The organism is Sinorhizobium sp. BJ1 (assembly GCF_002531555.1).
Lineage (GTDB): Bacteria > Pseudomonadota > Alphaproteobacteria > Rhizobiales > Rhizobiaceae > Sinorhizobium > Sinorhizobium fredii_B.
Map to the genome: position 1 here is coordinate 1 of NZ_NWTH01000061.1, position 16,745 is coordinate 16,745.

The 16,745-nt window shown below is 57.2% G+C and carries 15 protein-coding genes and 3 pseudogenes; 8 read left to right on the forward strand and 10 right to left on the reverse strand.

Going from position 1 to position 16,745, the window contains the following annotated elements:
• Together CO676_RS32820 and CO676_RS32825 are read left to right on the forward strand one after the other, a co-directional pair.
• A pseudogene (locus CO676_RS32820) lies at nucleotides 1-502 on the forward strand (LLM class flavin-dependent oxidoreductase); the annotation flags it as partial.
• Between the two features lie 357 nt (nucleotides 503-859).
• Nucleotides 860-1,276 carry a hypothetical protein gene (locus CO676_RS32825; protein WP_225110945.1) on the forward strand — a complete coding sequence of 139 codons (417 nt, stop codon included), beginning with the start codon at nucleotides 860-862 and terminating at the stop codon, nucleotides 1,274-1,276.
• On the opposite strand, the gene CO676_RS34955 is transcribed toward CO676_RS32825, so the two are convergent.
• Nucleotides 1,256-1,528, reverse strand: a complete 273-nt coding sequence (locus CO676_RS34955; RefSeq protein WP_144340240.1) for a hypothetical protein — start codon at nucleotides 1,526-1,528, stop codon at nucleotides 1,256-1,258. The genes CO676_RS32825 and CO676_RS34955 overlap by 21 nt on opposite strands.
• Before the next feature lie 1,063 nt (nucleotides 1,529-2,591).
• Between CO676_RS34955 and CO676_RS32830 the strand changes: the two genes are divergently transcribed.
• From CO676_RS32830 to CO676_RS32840, 3 genes are all read left to right on the forward strand, one after another.
• The gene (locus tag CO676_RS32830; RefSeq protein WP_097524145.1) at nucleotides 2,592-3,029 is read left to right on the forward strand and encodes a VirK family protein; all 438 of its coding nucleotides are present in this window, start codon (nucleotides 2,592-2,594) and stop codon (nucleotides 3,027-3,029) included.
• 71 nt (nucleotides 3,030-3,100) lie between these two features.
• Entirely contained in the window at nucleotides 3,101-3,376 is a 276-nt protein-coding gene (locus CO676_RS32835; RefSeq protein WP_348628089.1) for a type II toxin-antitoxin system RelE/ParE family toxin, read from the forward strand.
• Nucleotides 3,369-3,737, forward strand: coding sequence for an XRE family transcriptional regulator (locus CO676_RS32840; RefSeq protein WP_097524146.1), 369 nt, complete (start codon nucleotides 3,369-3,371; stop codon nucleotides 3,735-3,737). Before CO676_RS32835 ends, CO676_RS32840 begins: the two co-directional genes overlap by 8 nt.
• 514 nt (nucleotides 3,738-4,251) lie before the next feature.
• On the opposite strand, the gene CO676_RS35570 is transcribed toward CO676_RS32840, so the two are convergent.
• The 5 genes from CO676_RS35570 to CO676_RS32865 form a co-directional block, all read right to left on the reverse strand.
• The gene (locus tag CO676_RS35570) at nucleotides 4,252-4,425 is read right to left on the reverse strand and encodes a hypothetical protein (protein WP_179875742.1); all 174 of its coding nucleotides are present in this window, start codon (nucleotides 4,423-4,425) and stop codon (nucleotides 4,252-4,254) included.
• Nucleotides 4,426-4,606: 181 nt separating this feature from the next.
• Nucleotides 4,607-4,987 carry a nitrogenase stabilizing/protective protein NifW gene (gene nifW / locus CO676_RS32845; protein WP_179875743.1) on the reverse strand — a complete coding sequence of 127 codons (381 nt, stop codon included), beginning with the start codon at nucleotides 4,985-4,987 and terminating at the stop codon, nucleotides 4,607-4,609.
• A 162-nt stretch (nucleotides 4,988-5,149) separates the two neighbouring features.
• Nucleotides 5,150-6,313 (reverse strand): cysteine desulfurase NifS, encoded by a 1,164-nt coding sequence (gene nifS / locus CO676_RS32850; RefSeq protein WP_097524147.1) that lies wholly within the window; start codon nucleotides 6,311-6,313, stop codon nucleotides 5,150-5,152.
• A gap of 779 nt (nucleotides 6,314-7,092) precedes the next feature.
• Nucleotides 7,093-9,006 carry an extracellular solute-binding protein gene (locus CO676_RS32860; RefSeq protein ID WP_097524149.1) on the reverse strand — a complete coding sequence of 638 codons (1,914 nt, stop codon included), beginning with the start codon at nucleotides 9,004-9,006 and terminating at the stop codon, nucleotides 7,093-7,095.
• Between the two features lie 767 nt (nucleotides 9,007-9,773).
• Complete coding sequence (locus CO676_RS32865) at nucleotides 9,774-10,049, reverse strand: transposase (protein ID WP_245424608.1); 276 nt, start codon at nucleotides 10,047-10,049, stop codon at nucleotides 9,774-9,776.
• Nucleotides 10,050-10,659: 610 nt separating this feature from the next.
• On the opposite strand from CO676_RS32865, the gene CO676_RS32870 reads away from it, so the two are divergent.
• Nucleotides 10,660-11,172 carry a hypothetical protein gene (locus CO676_RS32870; RefSeq protein WP_245424610.1) on the forward strand — a complete coding sequence of 171 codons (513 nt, stop codon included), beginning with the start codon at nucleotides 10,660-10,662 and terminating at the stop codon, nucleotides 11,170-11,172.
• Between the two features lie 14 nt (nucleotides 11,173-11,186).
• A complete protein-coding gene (locus CO676_RS36585) occupies nucleotides 11,187-11,417 on the forward strand; it encodes a hypothetical protein (RefSeq protein WP_245424611.1) in 231 nt (76 codons plus the stop codon).
• Between the two features lie 373 nt (nucleotides 11,418-11,790).
• Here the strand turns inward: CO676_RS36585 and CO676_RS35575 are convergent, their stop codons facing one another.
• Nucleotides 11,791-12,057 carry a hypothetical protein gene (locus CO676_RS35575; protein WP_179875741.1) on the reverse strand — a complete coding sequence of 89 codons (267 nt, stop codon included), beginning with the start codon at nucleotides 12,055-12,057 and terminating at the stop codon, nucleotides 11,791-11,793.
• Nucleotides 12,058-14,651: 2,594 nt separating this feature from the next.
• On the opposite strand from CO676_RS35575, the gene CO676_RS36590 reads away from it, so the two are divergent.
• Complete coding sequence (locus CO676_RS36590) at nucleotides 14,652-15,497, forward strand: recombinase family protein (protein ID WP_245424613.1); 846 nt, start codon at nucleotides 14,652-14,654, stop codon at nucleotides 15,495-15,497.
• A gap of 445 nt (nucleotides 15,498-15,942) precedes the next feature.
• Here the strand turns inward: CO676_RS36590 and CO676_RS36595 are convergent.
• The 3 genes and pseudogenes from CO676_RS36595 to CO676_RS35855 all read right to left on the reverse strand — a co-directional run.
• Nucleotides 15,943-16,029: pseudogene (locus tag CO676_RS36595) on the reverse strand (integrase core domain-containing protein); the annotation flags it as partial.
• Nucleotides 16,030-16,269 (reverse strand): annotated as a pseudogene (locus CO676_RS32905) (TonB-dependent siderophore receptor); the annotation flags it as partial.
• Between the two features lie 233 nt (nucleotides 16,270-16,502).
• Nucleotides 16,503-16,745 (reverse strand): hypothetical protein (locus CO676_RS35855; protein WP_210202664.1); only part of this gene is annotated, 243 nt, incomplete at its 5' end.

The window sequence follows — 16,745 nt, forward strand, 5'->3', positions numbered from 1 at the left end:
GACTTGGATCGCCACCAACCGACCGGAGTCTGCACGCTGGGCCGCTGCAAACGACGCGAATGTCGCGTCTGTAGGTCCGGCCTCCTTCGTTCGCAAGGTTACTGACGCCTTCCGCTCCGAGGAAGGACACAACTCTGACACGAACAAGCAAGCGTCCTTTCTCGGATTGCTTCGGATGGTTGTGGTCGGGCAGTCTGCAGACCATGCCTATGCGCTTGCGGCTCCTGCATTCGAACGATGGCTTAAAAGTTTCAAATTCCTGTACGACCTCCATGCGATTCCAGTTCCACCAAATCTGCCCCTGACCTTCGATGCAGCAATCGGAAGTGAATTGTGCGTGATAGGAACGGCGCCTGTTGTGCGACGGGCTCTGCTTGATCAGCTGGAAGAGGCGGGTGCCAACTATCTCCTTTGTCAGGTCGCTTTTGGAGATTTGCCTTTGGATGCTTCGCTGTACACAGCAATGACCATTCAAACGGAATTGTTGGATCGCGTTGGCTAACTGCCATGGTGCCTGACGAAGCCAGGCGTATGTAAACGCGACGTTTTTCTGTCGTATCGGGCGCACCTCCATTTTGCCTAAGACACCAAAAAGCTGGTCATGGCAAGTACATTCTGCCAGAAGGCATTTTTGTTGGTCTTGAGAATGATCATATGTCTTGCTTCAGTAGGTTGGTGTTGCCTCCTTATCGAGGCGCTGCCAAGTTTCCATAGCCGCTTATTCGTGGCGTAAGGCTAGTCAAGGAGCGTATGCAGTACCTTCTGCGAAGGTGTTATTTAATATATCTGCACCATTCGTATCCGTTGGCATAGTAGCCGCCACACGGAGAATATAACCGGGTTACTAGGAAGAGGTAATATGGCCGAAATCGACGCAATATTGATCACAGACGTCAACGGAATAGGGACGACCGCGGATGATCAACTAGCGTTTGTCAGTTTGGTTGCTGATAAAGGCGAAACAACCACAGTGGCATTCGGTCCAGAAATTGGCAGCAGAATAGCTACCTCGTTCATGGCCGCATGCGGCCAGCTCCAACATCAAATCGCTACGAGAACGGGGATGGAGGAAAGGAAGTTCAAGCCCTTTGCTGCAGCCGGCTTCAGCGTCAGAGCTGGTCTGGCCGCCGATGGCTCCAATTCGGGAATGTTATCGATTTCAACCGTAGCGGGCGCCGAGGTTCATTTTATAGCAACGGAACGTTCTCTTCGAGAACTCGAGGAGCAATTAACGTTGTTGCTCGAACAATTGCGGTTACGCCCGCGACCGAATTAATGCAAGTGTAGCGGTATCAAACACTCTCATGACCATCATGGCTAGCAAGGCCTGGCAGGTATGGATATCGCTCATTTCGGCAATATTCACCCGGGCAATTCGAACGGCAATCGTTTGGGACGAGCGCGCTGGCTGGTCGTCCATGTCGAGTTCAGATTTTCCGTAACGGCGAATATGCCCGGTGTAGGGACTGGGAGCGGCGGCAAGCTTCGGCGTGACCTGAAGCCCGTGTGACCACCTGCCGATAGGCATGGCTGCTTGCTACCGTAGTAGGCAACTTCGCTCGGAATCTGATCGAGCGGGAAGTCTCCTGCGCCGCTGTCAATCGCGCCCATACTGATCCTCAATCAACAGCGCGTCGCCCTGCAACGGCCGCGCCTTTGCCACCAGCGCATTGATGGATCGAGTTGGCTGAGTGCCATGGTGCCTGACGACGTCAGGCGTGTGTAAAAGCGACGTCTTCGCTGCTACAGCGCCGCGCGTCTCATCAGACGCGCAAAGGACGCTATAGCCCTTTGAGTGGCTGCATGTTTTTGTCCTTAAACCGGCTACGGTTTAAGGAAACATGCAATAGTGTGCGGCAGCCGTCAGCTATTGAATGGAGTCTACAACTTGGTGCCCGTCCATCATCACCTCAGGCAGACAAGCGGGCGTCCTTCAAGCAGTCGGCTACTAAGGTTACGCTGCGGCCAGACTGTCTTGCTGACCTATCCCCTTCAGCCTAGCCAGAAGCCTCGCGGTGCGGCTACGGCTGCACGTCGGGTCGTCGACATCGGGCGACGCTGGCTGAAGTTACTTGGCTCGTGGCGTGAGCCCACTGCCATAATTGTCGTACCAGGCGCAACTCCACCGCTACCTTGCCTGGATGCGCCACGAACGCACTTGTTGTTTGTTAGTGGCGGATCGATCTCCCCGTCGTCCACCGGTCGCCGGCCGGCAACTGCTCATCGTCTTTCCCTCCCGCACCCCGCAGCCGACTGTGCCGATAGGCTGCACCAGCGTGCGACCACTCTTCCATATCCTCGATGGCCCCCATCCAAATAAGCGATTTTACATATCTCCTGAGATTTCCCATTAGAAAAGCATGAGTGTCGGGTTAAATTCAATTGGGTCATGGATAGCAGTAGACGCGGAGCCTGCTCCTCACACGGCTGCCGCATCAAGTGGTACAGGCCCTCGGCAAACTGCGCTGATCCGAAGCCGCACTCTGTCAATGAATCCTTCCCGTGGCACCCGCCTCCTGTTTGAAACCGCTGAGCCCCGGTTCGCGAGGAGGGGCCGTGTCACCGTATAGTCGCTCTAAGGAGAAACACCTATGAAGCATATCGTTGCAACCTTATTCGGGATACTGTTTGCTACAGCTGCCAATGCTGACGGCGATAGTCATGTGCTGGCGAGCTTTCACGAGGTTGAACTCGCGCTGACTACTGGCAATCCGGTGAATGTGAGGGTCGACTTAGGTTTGTGCACTCCGGCGACCGGCGATACACCGCCGACGAAGACGCGTGGAGGCATTAGCATAGATGGTTATAGAATCACATCCGACGGCACCCTCGCGTTTGCAGATCAGCATTTTACCATTGATCGTGACGGTAAGCCGATTCTCCAATTTCTTCGTTACCGGATCCGGCCGGACGGTGGCGCCGAATTCACCATGGCCGTATTCAATGTGCCTAGCTATGAGCGAAAAGGTACCAGCTTGGCCTACAAGTGCTCGATTGGTCGCGGATTGAGCTTCTTCTCTCCACGGTGATCGGCAAGTTGAAGCGCGATAGTGAATGGTTCGGGTGGTCGTCGGCTTGGACGGGCGGCTGAAGGTTCCCCGTGCCACTCGCCCGCGCCATTGCAAGTATCGGCGACCACGGGCTGATACCCTTAATGTACGCAAACATGAAGGAGCTTCGGTTTGATGCGGCTGATGGAGTTTGGAGAGCCGCCATTGCACTCGATCCGGAGAGGAAAGCCGTCATCCTTGTCGCCGGAGACAAGTCGGGGAAGAATGAAAAGAAGTTTTATAAAAAACTGATCAACACTGCCGATAAGCGTTACAAGGCACATTTGGCAGAGAGTTGGAGAAGAAGGAGAAAAAGTGATGGCTAAATCAGCAGAAGACATTTTTGCCGAAACGATGACTCCCGAGATGATCGAGGCGTCCGACCTAAGGGCTAAGGAATTGCTCGAGGAATATGACACGCTTCAAAAGCTGCGGAAAGCGCTCGACCTGACGCAGGAGCATGTCGGAAGGAAGATGGGCAAAAAGCAGGTTTCGGTCGCACAGATTGAAAAGCGCTCTGATTTTCTTCTTTCAACGCTCCGGGACTACGTGGAGGCTCTTGGCGGAGAGCTGGAGCTGGTCGTTAAGTTCAAGGACCATGATCCTGTTCGATTGACGGGTATCGGCGAGAAGATTTTTTCGGAAGTTCCACGAAGGCCGAGCGGCTCCCGCGGTACTGCAGCTTAGCACATTGGGAGAATGGCAGCAAAAAGCGATTCCCCGTTTTGACACGCCCCCGCAACGGTGTTGTAGACATTTCAAACTGCTCAAGAGCGAAGCCGGCTCAAACCGCGATGTCTCCTCATGGACGCAGGAGGGCCGACGACCGGCTGCAATTATCCGAAATTGCACCCACTTCAACCGGGTAGCCGCTTTTGGTGGTCTTTGCTGTTGTCTAATGCCGGACAAGTCTCCACGTCGCTCACGAAACCTACGCCGGCCTGTTGCTTTGCGGAAGTAGGATACCGTCCATTCTTTACATGTCGCGTGGCACGGCACCGCTTACCCGGTTTAAACCGCCTTTTTTAGACCCATCACCGTTCCCCTTCATCGTCCGGGCTTACCAGTGGGAAATTCAAAGCCTCTCGCGTTGAGACCATGACCGCTTTAACGGAGGTCAGGCTGGGACGCAGGTCTTCGGAATCGGACATACAGAGGCGCACTGCTGCATCTCAAAAAAACCTTGCATTCAGTGCACTTGTCAACCGTAGGAGGCAACTTCGCCCGGAATTTGATCGAGCGGCAAGCCCTGACCACGGGTTTGCGCCGTGCAGGCCGAGGGAATCGGCGCGGCACCATCGGCAAGACGCATTCCCTTGGGATCACATATCCGCGCCGACTCCGGTACCTGCTTGGTAGCGACTATGATGTCCATCATGGTCTCTCTAGGCTTTCAATCGCAAAATATAGGGCTGGTCTTTCGACGCTTCCATGCACCAACGTGCCAACCACATGGGGTTTAATAACAACCTGCTAGCTATTTTATTCCAGCGCGTTCCGGAGCCCCAACCACTTTGTCGGGTTGAGGAGATCGCTATGCCGCAGCCGTGCCGCAGTCACTGATTTTTGGGTGGCTGCAAGATTTCGTCCAATGGTACGAATATTTGGACTGGCGCAGCAGCCTTCGCCGGGTCGCGGTCCTCAAGCACCTTGAAGACACGATGTTTAAGCGGCGACGAAGTTGCAAAGTCCCCATAAGCGCGCTCAAGCGCGGCGCGCGCAAGGGTGGCGGTGTTTCCGGTACGGCGATCGGAAAAGTCCTCCGAGGCCAGATACTGACCCATGCGCTTCATTATGTGGAGCCGTGAGGTATTTAGCACCTTCGGGTCATAGGTGACGCCGAGGACCTCGAAGAATTCCTCGGCAGCCGACAAATCCTTTAGCCGAGCGAGAATGTCAGTGCCATGAGCGGCAAAGGTTGCATCATCACAAGACATTGCATTTCTCCTACTGATCGCGGAGTAGCTGCTTTCGTTCCAACACATGATCGCGGCCAATCAGACTATGATGACTCTGCGAAGAGCTGTGATCGAGATGCCAGCAGTGAACGGTATTCGGACGTTGCAAAGAGCTGAGGATATATGTGCCGGGCATGGCGGCTACCCGATAAATACTGGACAAGAGTCACGCAGCGTTTTCACGATTGTGGGTATCACCTGCAGCACCCGATCTATTTCCTCTTCACAGTTATAGCCTGACAAGGAGAAGCGAACTGCGCCGATCGCCTGGATGTGGGGAGTGCCCATGGCTTTTAAAACATGGCTCGTCGATAAAGAATGTGAGGTACAGGCGGAGCCAGATGAGCAGGCGATGCCTTGGCGATTGAGCAGAAACTGCATGGCGTCTCCGTCGACGCGTTCAAAGGCGATGCTTGTTGTGTTGGGCAACCGCGTCACCGGATCGCCCATGACGAAGACCTTGGGGACGCGCTCGAGAAGTCCTTTCTCCAATCGATCGCGGAGTGATCTTATTATCGCATTTTCCTTGTCCATGCACTCCAACGCGAGTTCCGCCGCCTTGCCCAAGCCTACTATTCCTGGCGTGTTCTCCGTGCCCGCGCGCCGGTCGCGCTCCTGGTGCCCTCCCTTGATGAGGGCGTGAAAGGGTACCCCCCGCTTTATGTAGAGTGCCCCGACGCCCTTCGGGCCATGGAACTTGTGCGCGGAAAGCGACAACATGTCGATTGCGGTTGATTTCAATTCAATCGGGAGCTTGCCGACTGCTTGCACTGCATCGGTGTGGAAAATAGCGCCGACTTTTTTTGCCATCTCAGCAAGCTTGACTACAGGAAAGATCGTCCCCGTCTCGTTGTTCGCCCACATGATCGAAACGATTGCTACACGGTGGGTAAGGGCGTCGTGATAAGCCTCAAGATCAAGTCGACCCTGGTGATCCACCGGGATCCTGTGCACCTTGGCACCGCGTGTCTTCTCTAGATGAGCGCAGAGCGTCAGCACCGCCGGATGTTCGACCGCCGAAGTTACGATCTCAGTGCGCTCAGGCATAGCCTCAAGCCCCGAAAGGATCGCCGCATTGTTGCTTTCGGTCCCGCCCGAAGTAAAAGTGATCTCTGGATCGAACTCTGCACCGACCAGCGCTTGCAACTGCCTGCGCGCCGCGTTAATCGCTGCCCCGGCAGTAGCACCAGCGTTATGCATCGAGGAAGCATTGCCAAACTCATCTGTGAAGAATGGCAACATCGCCTCGAGAACTTCGGCATCGACGCGTGTCGATGCGTTGTTGTCGAGATAGATAGGCCTCAAAATAATTCTCCAGCTACCGAAACGACGAAAGACTCATAAATGGCGACTGCGGCATTGAAGAAGTGCTTCTTGATCGCCTCTCCATGACCCAGCACTACAGTTCTCCTGTGCGTGGCGACGTGGCGACCAACCAAATGGTTGCCGCGGGCAAATCTCTCCTGCGCGTTGGAAATGTCGAAGACAAACCGGGTGAATCCAGCCCCCGGGGGGAAGTCTAGGGCCAACCTGACCACATGGCCCGAGTCGACTAATATCTTGAACCCTTCTCAATAACAGTATCGCCCTCGCGCGGCTCGATCTCTAATCCAAGATGGTGCATGCGCAGCCGTCCGCTTGATACGCGCAGGCCATCGGTCGGTTCAGAAACATGGGAAAGAGCGAGCTTCACGACACTGTTCTTTCGTTGAGGGCTGTCATGGATAGTTTCTCCTGGTTCGAAAACGCGTTTGAAATCGGTCAAGCACAAAACGTACCAATGGGAAAAACGGTTCTGAAACAACACCGAACCTCAAAATTGATATGACATTTGTCCCGCCCTGTCGGAGATCGGACATTGTCGAATGGGATAGCCCACACCAAAGAGCGCCGTTTCCCTCATGGGATGGCATGAATCTGAATCGGTGCTTCAAACAGGATGTTTGGAAGATCGGGCGGTTCTCTTCCGTGATGATTTCGAGGGCGCATACGGAGGATGCCAGTCAGATCGGTGCGATTTATATTCCACAAGTTCCGCATTCCGGATTGAGACGACGGTCGGGCGTAAACTGAAGGCACCCGGCTTAGCCAGAGCTCCCACAAGTGCACGTACACCGAACTCTGGGGCACCAATGACTGGCAGCGCTCTTCGACCACCACACGTCGGGAAAGCCGAGCCCGTATTTTGGAAGCTCTTGCGGCCGGGCCAGCTTGTCCCAATAGGCGATCTGGGCGATCAGCTTGTAAAAGAGCGGAATGACGTAATTGTGGGCGAGCAGCACGCGGTCGAGCGCCTTGGTGGCGGCAACCAGTGTTTCGCGATCCTTCGCGAAGATCACGCGCTGAATCAAGGCGTCGACACCCCGGTCGGCGATGCCGGCATAATTCCGCGAGCCCTCGCGCGTGGCGGCTGCCGAGCCCCAGTAATCCGCCTGCTCGTTTCCAGGGGTCAAGGTCTGGCCCCAGACTTCCCAGGTCATGTCGTAGTCGAAGGCGTTGTTGCGTTTGGTGTATTGCAACGGATCTACGATGGTTACGCGCGCCTCGATGCCAATACTTTGCAGGTTTCGGACATAGGGCAGTACCACGGTCTTCTCAGCGCGATTGTTCAACATGATCTCGAAGGTGAATGGCGTGCCGGTTGTCGTATCGATCATCCGGTTACCTTTAAGCTCGAACCCAGCCTGCTTCAGTAGCGCCGTCGCCTGCCGCAGGTTTTCGTGCGCCTCTTGGGAGGTCGTACTGATAGGGTTCCTGAAAGGGGTGGTGAATACTTCCGGCGGCACGAGATCCTTGACCTCGTTCAGGATCTCCAATTCCTTGCCTTCCGGCAGTCCGGAGGAAGCTAGGTTCGTACCGAAGAAGAAGCTATTGATCCGCTGATAATGAGTGGAGATGGCGGAGCTCTTCGCCTGCTCGAACTCGACGGCCTGGAAATCGAAGGCATAGTTCAGGGCCTTGCGCACTCTCTCGTCGTCAAAAGGTTTGCGGCGCATGTTCGGAACCAAGGCCTGCATGATCCCCATCGCCCGGAAGGGGTTCGGCACCTCCTCCCGCTTCACGTGGCCGCCCATCGCTGCCGGAAAATCGTATCCGATCGCCCAGCGCATGCCCTGGTCTTCGAGCCAAAAGTCGATATCGCCGGAACGGAAGGCGTCGAACTCGACGTCACAATCGCCAAAAAAGGAATAGGTGATCGAACCGAAATTGTTCTGCCCGACATTGACGTTGAGCGCGGCGCCCCAGTAATCGGGCCGGCGCTCATAACGGATGGTTCCGCCGGGGGAGAACGAAGCAATGCGGTAAGGGCCTGACCCCATGACCGGTTCAAGCGTCGTTCGCGAAATGTCGCGCGGCTTGCCGTCCGGTCCGGTGCCTTCCCACCAGTGCTTCGGCACAATCAGGATCTGCCCGAGAATATACGGGAGTTCGTGGTTGCCCTTCTCGTCGAAGTGGAACGTGACGTCCCGGTCCCCTGTCTTCTCCGCCTTCACGACATGCCGATAGTCGCTCTGATAGAGCGGGTTCAGTTCCTTCGCCTTATCGAAGCTGAAGACGACGTCTTCCGGCGTCACCGGCTTGCCGTCGGCCCATTTCGCTTCCTGCCTCAGCCGGAACGTGGCCGAGGAGAGGTCGTCCGGGAAGGAAACGCCTTCGGCCAGAAGCCCGTAGGCCGTCGAAATCTCGTCCTCTGACGGTTTCATGAGCGTGTCGAAGACGAGCGCCAGGCCGGCGGCCGTTTCGCCCTTCTCCAGCAGAGGGTTGAACGTGTCGAAGGTGCCCGTCTGGGAAAGCCTGAGGTCTCCGCCTTTCGGTGCCTCGGGATTCACATAGTCGAAGTGGGCGAAGTCCGGCGGGTACTTGAGATCGTCGACGAGCGACAGTCCATAGTGCCAGACCGGCTGCTCTTGAGCCGCTGCGGTCGGCACCAGCAGCAAGGACATTGCCATAAACGCGGTCGCAAATTTCACTCTTCCATTACCGCCAATGTCCAGCATCCCGTCTTTTCTCCTTGTATTTACCCCTTAGCCGCCACTTGCTTTGTGGGGCGGCCTTCGTCCTGCAGCAAAAATGGTGGCAAGTGATTGCCAGTGGGGCGGGCGCCAGTTCGTCGCAGGATCGGCATGTCAGGGCCGATCGTTCTTAAGTATGGGCAATTCACACTCTCAAAAAATCGATTTTTTAAATTCTGCTCATTGAGTTTATGGATGTACTGCTTGTGACTGACAGGGTCGGAGGGCTGTATGTCGAGCAAGAGCTCGCCCCCATCGACCGTACCCGCTGCTCAGATCACCTTTGGTAGCACGTTTCGTCGCATTACTCCTCCGAAACTCGGACCCATGCTCGATAACGCTGCTTTGAAAGACCAATGTGTGGTCCGCCCTGTCCGTGCAAAAAGTCGTGACGCCGAAGATGACGATCCCAGTATCATCCGGCCCCGAGCAAGCCAACGGCCGGTGAACGTGTGCCCATCCTCGTATTCTCTTTCTATACCGGCCGGCTGCATGAGGGTAATCGGCGTGCAGCATGGTCGCTCTAAAAAACCCGGACCGCAGAACCGTCACCCCATTTTTCCGCGATGCTCTTGCCTACATGGCCCGCAAGGTTGATGCCGTGGCGCTGGAGAATTTCGTGGATTATCTTGCGGGGAATTCCCAGGGGTCTGGAGGGTCTCCTTGAGGCCGCCGCTGTTTGCTGTCAGCGCCTGCCTCAGGCATTTTCCTTTAGAGCATCGGACTTTAATCGGACGCATATCCGGCTTCCTTTAGGTAGTTCCAGCATTCGTTCTGCTGAAGAGATCACAGATATTGCCGATTGCCTTCCAGAGTGCGTCGAAGATTCTCGCTGCGGCGGCGCGCAGGTGTGCCTTGAGTTTGGCGAAGGCCATCTCGATGGGGTTGGGATCCGGACTGTAGCGCGGCAGAAACAGGAACCAGACGCCCGGTCTCGGAGGCATTGCGCGGCTCGTGCGATCTTTGTGGACGGCGAGATTGGCAAGGATGACGAGGTCGCCTGGCCGCGACTCAATGGTAAAACCCAACTTCTCCTGACCAATGCGCCGACGTGACATCGCATCCCTCAATCTATTGTACTGATTCAGAGAATCACAGATCAACACGCCAGTCCAGACACCCGCGCACAGGTCTCATCATGGGAGCGGTGCGCATAGTCCACGGCAGGCGGTCGCCATCGCCGACTGAGGCGGCGCAGCGGTCCAGCGATCATTGCGCGTGTACGTCGGCCTGAAACTATCCATGATCGGGACATCGCCCTGTGATTTCCGGCAGGGTTGAAGGAGCATCGCTCACCGAGCGCGCTTTTTTCCAAATGTGGCGGTTTCCACGGCCCCGCAGCCGTGATTTGCGCGTCATTTAGCGACGGTGAGTCGTGGCGATGTCCACGCCACGCGAGCCGTTCCAGGCGGGGGAGCAGCATCTGGCTCGCCCTCGCATTTATCGCGTTCCGCCGTTGGTCGCATGCATGATCCCGTCTCGGCGCCGCGTCGGTCCATAAATTCCAAGCTGTCGAGTGAAGCGGCCGGATGCATCCGAAATGTGCATAGGGCCTATCAAATCAATCGATTACTCCCATGGTCCGATGAGGGGTAAACGAGATGGTGTTGATGCGTTAAATCATTAGGAGTACCGGCAATGCTAATCCATGGTGGTCCACGTGACAACAGCCTCGTCGGGAGCAATGGTGACGACGTGCTCATTGAGCCCACCGGCAATGACTGGATCGGCGGTGCTTTCGGGAACGACTCCAGCTCGGCGGGCGAAGGCAATGGCCATGTCTTCGGCGAAGACGACTACCTTTACGGCGACAATAGCCCCAAGACCGCGCGTGGCCGGTCAGGACAACGACAAGCTCTACGGCGGTCCCGGCACGATGTCCTCTTGGCCAGTGACGGGAGGGATCATCTGACCGGCGGCGACGGCCAAGACACCTTTGTGTTCCAATCCCACAGCCCGGTTCCCGGGATCGACCCAACGAGCTGGCCGGCCCCGGGCTACACGAATATCTTGGATTTCGACCCGACCCACGATACTTTCGCGTTCGATGCGGTGGGCTATTACAGCGACGGTACCGGCGCGAACTTCGTCGCCAGTTCGCATTCTAGCCATCCCGTGGACGCCTTCCACAGCGGCGCGGCTCGGATGTGAACGGCGAGCACGTCATGGTAGTCACCGACAAGAGTTTCTACTCTAGCGACGGCGCTGCGAATGCGATTGCCGGCGAGACCGCCGGAGACATCATTGTCTACCACGACGACCTGACCAAAAGCGCAGTTCTGGCCCATGTCACCTCCGAGAACCACGCGGATGAGTTCGCACACCTCGCCAACGTGCATAGTGTGGCCGATCTTGTCGCCCTCAGCCTGAGCGCGTGGGACTTCACCTTCGTTTGAGCCAAAAAACGTACGAAACTCAGCCCCGCGGGCTCTTGCCGTCTCAATCGCCATGGGGCAGAACGACCGTATTTCCCGGTGGCGGATCTGATGTTCTTGCAAGGTAACCACCTAAACGAGCGAGTTTGGTGAGATAGAAGATCTCGAGCCCGGCGCCGTCTGCCGGTTGCCTGCATCGCAGACCATTTGATCGAGGATTTCAATTTCCTGTTCGGTGAGTCCGCAGTTGGCGGTGTTTCGGGCGCGGTGCGCGCTAGCATTGTCAACGAGAGCACTCTCCAGCTCATGATGCAGAACACGGCGACGAGGTTTGCCAGGTCGATCGGCCATTCGTAGTCTTGCGTCTTCAGCCCGGCAACCGGACTTGAGGATCTTATTGAAAGCCCTCAATCTTCCAGCGCATTGCATACCATCTGATTTTTTCGACTGCCTCTTCGCAGCTATTCACCTCAAGGTCGGTCAGCAGCTTCCACTCGATGCGCTTGCGGCCGGCCGGAGGGTTGGGCTCCACCGCATGAACGACGGTAAGATCCAATGCAGGATATCGCTTCTTCTTGCCGATGGGCGGTAGCCCCGGATCCGTCTGAAGCGGACCTATGGCCTGGCCCGCTGCACCTGGCGCGGGCTCGACCACTTCCACACTACGTCTGGTCCTCGGTGGTCGCCTCCAATCTCGCTCTCTTCGCCCGCCTCAGGCCGACCTGACGCCGGTCATGACGTCACGTTCAGGGAGCACGCCACGTGCGGCCGGCCGACACCCCACGACCGGCCAAATCGCCCTTCGACCAAAACCTGTAAGCCCTGTGCCACCACGCGTCCCGAAAAAATACGCTGCAGCGGGCAAAACACCTCTAACAAACTTAGAAAAACAGGCGTTTATGGACGGGCACTAGTCTAGCCGGCTCCTAGCTTCGTTCGACGTGATGTGCGCAGCGCGCCGCGTGCGCCTCGGTCCGACCAGTGCCATGCTTTCGGGATTGATGAGAGCCCCGTTCGGGGGGAGAGGATTGAGCTTAGCGCCAGTGCGCCCTGGGCGTACGACAGCTACGCCAGTTGACCGAAGTGTGCGGAGATGATTCAATGCTGTAATGAGTTTCTTCGTCTTAATAGAGTTTCCGGCGAACTCATGTATGTCACCGCCATCGCTCAACGACTTACTGTCCAGCCGAGCAACAATGCTCGGCCTGTTTTTTGCGAACAGCCAACGGCTATAGCTAAGAAGAGAGGATACATGCTGCTTCGCCGTGGTGACGGTCATCCCCGCCTTGATGATGGCCTCCTCAAGGCTCAAGATGACGGGAGCATCATCGGAATACAGAAGCCGCCTGTCCCACTGCCCTCGTATCACACTCCCCGTTGACTGAGCCGGCTGCAGCGCCGAGGCGGCCGGCATTGCACCACCATCCCCTCCTGAATTCGCAATCTCGCTCGGCTGCCCCTCAATTACAACCCTTTCCGGATTGTTTAGAGTCCTCGGCCTCTTCGCTGTTCTCGACTCAGCTGTGTCATGCTCATAGTTGATGAGGACCTCTTTGCTTGGCAAGAGATTGCTCCTGGCGAGTGCACCTATCGTCTCGTCCGGGGACTGCTGGCCGTCGCTAGGCGCATTGGGAAGGCGGCTAAACCCGGGCCTGTCAGGCATCGCGTTAGCGGCCTCGCACGCCTCCTGCAATCGCTGCTCAAAAGCCTCTTGCCCGCGTCGATCCACTTGATGTTCTTGCAGCACAGCGAGTTGCACCTGGGGTCACGCTGTTGCATTGGATGGGTCAAAATTTTGCAGGTCGACGCTCGCCTCACGTGGTGACTGGCGGGCTAGATGATCCACTTCCGTCTGCGCGGGTGAATAATCCAGCAGTAGCCGAAGCTCCCCTGGGGAGAACTGCTCTAGGTTGTAAGTAAAATCCTCTGGATCGACGGATAGCGAGGGGCCAGATTGATCACCCCGCTGTCCCTGAAGCTCGTCCTGAAATTCCTTTTCCAGTCGCTGAAGCTCCGTTGACGGGACGGCGACTGGCGATAGGACGACTTGATCATCGAGATGCTCCAGCACTCGCCGAAGCTTCGCTGGAGAACACAGCTCTGGATCAAAAGCGAACTCCTGGCGCCGGGCGTGTTGATCATCCTCCCCCTGAAACTCCTCGAGAACTCCGCCCAACTCGGGCGACGGGGCAGCATGGCCCGGGCATCCTGACATCCACCCGCGCCGGACGTGCGCTCGGCCAGATGGGGATAATGGTCGCGGTCAGGGACCCCACTGGCGATGGGAGCGGGATCGGCCTGGCTTGCCTCGGCCAAGTGCCGTCCAAAGCTCTCTTGCCCGGCCCGGCCCGCCTGCGGCTCTTCCGAGACTGCGTGCTGCACCTGCGACCAAGCTGCTACAGAAAATGGGTCAAAATTTTGCTGGTCCACGTCAGCCTCACGTCCAAGATCACCTGAGCAGATCTCCTACTCGGGCAAGCTTTCGAGAACCCGACGTGGCCATGGTCCGGTCCCGCACCGGTCAGGTATTCGCGCCGGCCAACCGTCCAACCATGACGGTGGCGAGCTGGTCAGGGTTGCGCAGCCGATGATGCATTGCGGTGAGGTGGGTAAGCCACGAGCTCAGGTATTTTAGCGCCGAGTGAGGCCGCCCGATATTGTACAACACGGCGACACAACACCCACGGGGACAGAGGTTCGCGAGCTTTTATATCCGTGGCATCCTTGGTTCGGGCGGTTCGTTCACGTCCATGAGGCGCTGGCAAAAGGAAAGGCTGTTTTCCGTTGCAGCCTTTCTGGCGCTTCTTCTGATCGGCTTCTTGAAGTCCCAGCATGGATGTTCGACCGATCTGTGAGTGGCTGCTGGCGCAGCATGCCGGTCCCGCATGTCGAACTCGCCGGCCTGCATGCTTTGGCAAGATTGCTGGAGGAGGTTGGCGCCCCATCACAATCCGCGGCGATGGGCCTCTCACGAAGCGAGTCGGGGAGATGTCCATGCCACGCCAGTTCATGACATATCAGTTCGATCTGTTCTCGGGCCCACACAGGGGGAAGACAGCGGCGACGCCGCAATGGCAGGAGTGCCGGAAGAGACACGCCAGGCACTGACGGCGCTCATCGTGGCTATTCGTCGACCACGCAAACGGTGCAAGCGCCTCCCAGCAGAAGGAGGCCGGTCATGATGCATGAGAAGATCGGGCCGCACCATCTGGAAAGGCTATCCTGTATGTTCGACAATCCTCGGCTCATCAGGTCCTGCACAATCGCGAAAGCAGCGCCCTTCAATACGCCATGCGCGATCGACTGGCAGCACTTGGATGGTCACACATTGAGACGGTGGATGACGATCTTGGTCGCTCAGCCGCCGGCGGTGTGGCCCGGGCTGGATTTGACCGGATGGTGGCGGAAGTCTGCCTTGGCAAGGTTGGCGCCGTGGCCGCGCGCGAGGTATCGCGCTTCGCCCGGAACAGCCGAGATTGGCAGCAACTCATCGAGATGTGCCGCGTCGTCGATACCGTCCTGATCGACCAGGAAGCGGTTTATGCACCGCGCCAGGGTAATGACCGCCTGCTTTTGGGCCTGAAGGGCAGCCTCAACGACTATGAGCTCGATCTCTTGCGTCAGCGCTCCCTTTCCGCGCGCTACGAGAAGGCCCGCCGTGGTGAACTTGTCGTCACTGTCCCGATTGGCTTCTTGAAAGCCGGTGACAGGATCGAGAAGGATCCCGACCGACGCATCCAAGAGGCCATTGTGCTCGTCTTCAACAAGGTTGCCGAACTCGGCAGTGCACGGCAGGCCCTGCTATGGTTCCTTGAGCAGGGCCTGGACCTGCCGGTCAGGTACGCCAATGGCGACGTCATCTGGCGCAGGCCGAATTATGCAACCATCCACCGGATGATTGCGAACCCGATCTACGGTGGCGCGTATGCTTATGGTAAGAGTCGCTCCGTGCCCCGATACGATGGCCGGTCTGGAATTCGTCGCAAGACGCGTGATGAATGGCTGGCGCTGATCCCGGATGCACATGAAGGTTACATCAGTTACCTCTTACAACGGAAAAGGCCGGCAAGCAGAGCGTCGCCATGCTTCGGCGCTCCATGATGGGCGGTTGGCCGGCACATTGTCGCTGACCATCTCGCCAATGACGACGTGATTGCCGGTGTCCTCAATCGCAACGGGCTGACGACTGGCAATGGCAATCGTTGGACGCGGGAGCGGGTCACCGCGCTGAGATCATATCGCAAGATTCCAGTCTTCCGTCCCCAGATCGACGGGGTCGAGCCTTGGCTTAATCTGGGAGGTGCGGCGAAGTTGCTCGGGGTCACACCAAAGACGTTGCGCCTGGCGGCCGAGGCCGGCGAGATTGAAGGCGCTCATCCGCTGCCCGATGGCCCATGGATCTTCAGCCGTTCAAAACTCGGGACCCCAGAAGCACGTAACATCCTGATCGCGTCCGACAGAACCCGAGGCACCCCACAGGATCGCCTCCAAATCAGGAAAGCTTATTCCCTTCAACAACATAGAAAGATGGGCGTTATGAAACAGGATTGTAGTCGGCGAACCAGCTGGCGATTTTGGCGCGGGCGTCATCGAGGCCCAAGAAGAGGGTCTCGTTGAGCAGTTCACCGCTCATCTCTGCCGTGTAGCCGGTGATGTTGAACGGCGTGTCCATGAAGTCGCGGTTGCCGAGCAGGCCCACGCGACCGCCGCGCGCCACCTGCCCCCGGCATAGTCTTCCGGCCTCTGTGCCTATCGTCGCAGTCGAGGCGCCCGCCTTTACCTCGAGACGCTTCAGCGCCGTCGCATCTTGCGCCAGTGCGGCGCGGCTTACCGTCGCCAGCAAGACAGCCAGCAGTCCAACACGCAGTTCCATACATATCGTCCTTTAAGAACAATGAGCAAAACAACCGGCTCGCTTTGCAGGAAGCTGAGCGCGTTGGCACACAGGGGTGTTAGATAACTTGATTTTGCTTGTCGACAAATAGAGCGCATGATTTGACGCTTACTCACTGCACACGCAACGCGCGCCATGGTTCGCCGAGCACCACTTCAACACTACGGCGGTCGCATCGCCTTAGTTGATGGTGACCCATTGCGCCGGCTTGACTACGACCATTCGCCTTGGCACGGCGGTTTCAAAATCGGCAGCATGTTTCGGGCTTTTGCGCGTCGGACGCTTTCGACAATTGTTTGTTTGTCGGCTCCGCGACACAGACTTGCTTTTAATGCGGGTGATCTTTTTTTTGATCTAAGCGGCTGAGAAATCGGGAAAAATCGATCGCCTTCGCTCCGCTCCACCGAGTTGGCACGGGTCTTGTAGGCATTCCTGCGCAGGCGGCGGAAGCTGCC

Bases quoted from the DNA above. Each gene is read 5' to 3' on its own strand.
- CO676_RS36585 (WP_245424611.1), top strand. From the start codon at position 11,187: ATGGTAGTCACCGACAAGAGTTTCTACTCTAGCGACGGCGCTGCGAAT.
- CO676_RS32830 (WP_097524145.1), top strand. From the start codon at position 2,592: ATGAAGCATATCGTTGCAACCTTATTCGGGATACTGTTTGCTACAGCT.
- CO676_RS32825 (WP_225110945.1), top strand. From the start codon at position 860: ATGGCCGAAATCGACGCAATATTGATCACAGACGTCAACGGAATAGGG.
- CO676_RS34955 (WP_144340240.1), bottom strand. From the start codon at position 1,528: ATGCCTATCGGCAGGTGGTCACACGGGCTTCAGGTCACGCCGAAGCTT.
- CO676_RS32840 (WP_097524146.1), top strand. From the start codon at position 3,369: ATGGCTAAATCAGCAGAAGACATTTTTGCCGAAACGATGACTCCCGAG.
- nifW (WP_179875743.1), bottom strand. From the start codon at position 4,987: ATGTCTTGTGATGATGCAACCTTTGCCGCTCATGGCACTGACATTCTC.
- CO676_RS32860 (WP_097524149.1), bottom strand. From the start codon at position 9,006: ATGCTGGACATTGGCGGTAATGGAAGAGTGAAATTTGCGACCGCGTTT.
- CO676_RS32870 (WP_245424610.1), top strand. From the start codon at position 10,660: ATGCTAATCCATGGTGGTCCACGTGACAACAGCCTCGTCGGGAGCAAT.
- CO676_RS35570 (WP_179875742.1), bottom strand. From the start codon at position 4,425: ATGGACATCATAGTCGCTACCAAGCAGGTACCGGAGTCGGCGCGGATA.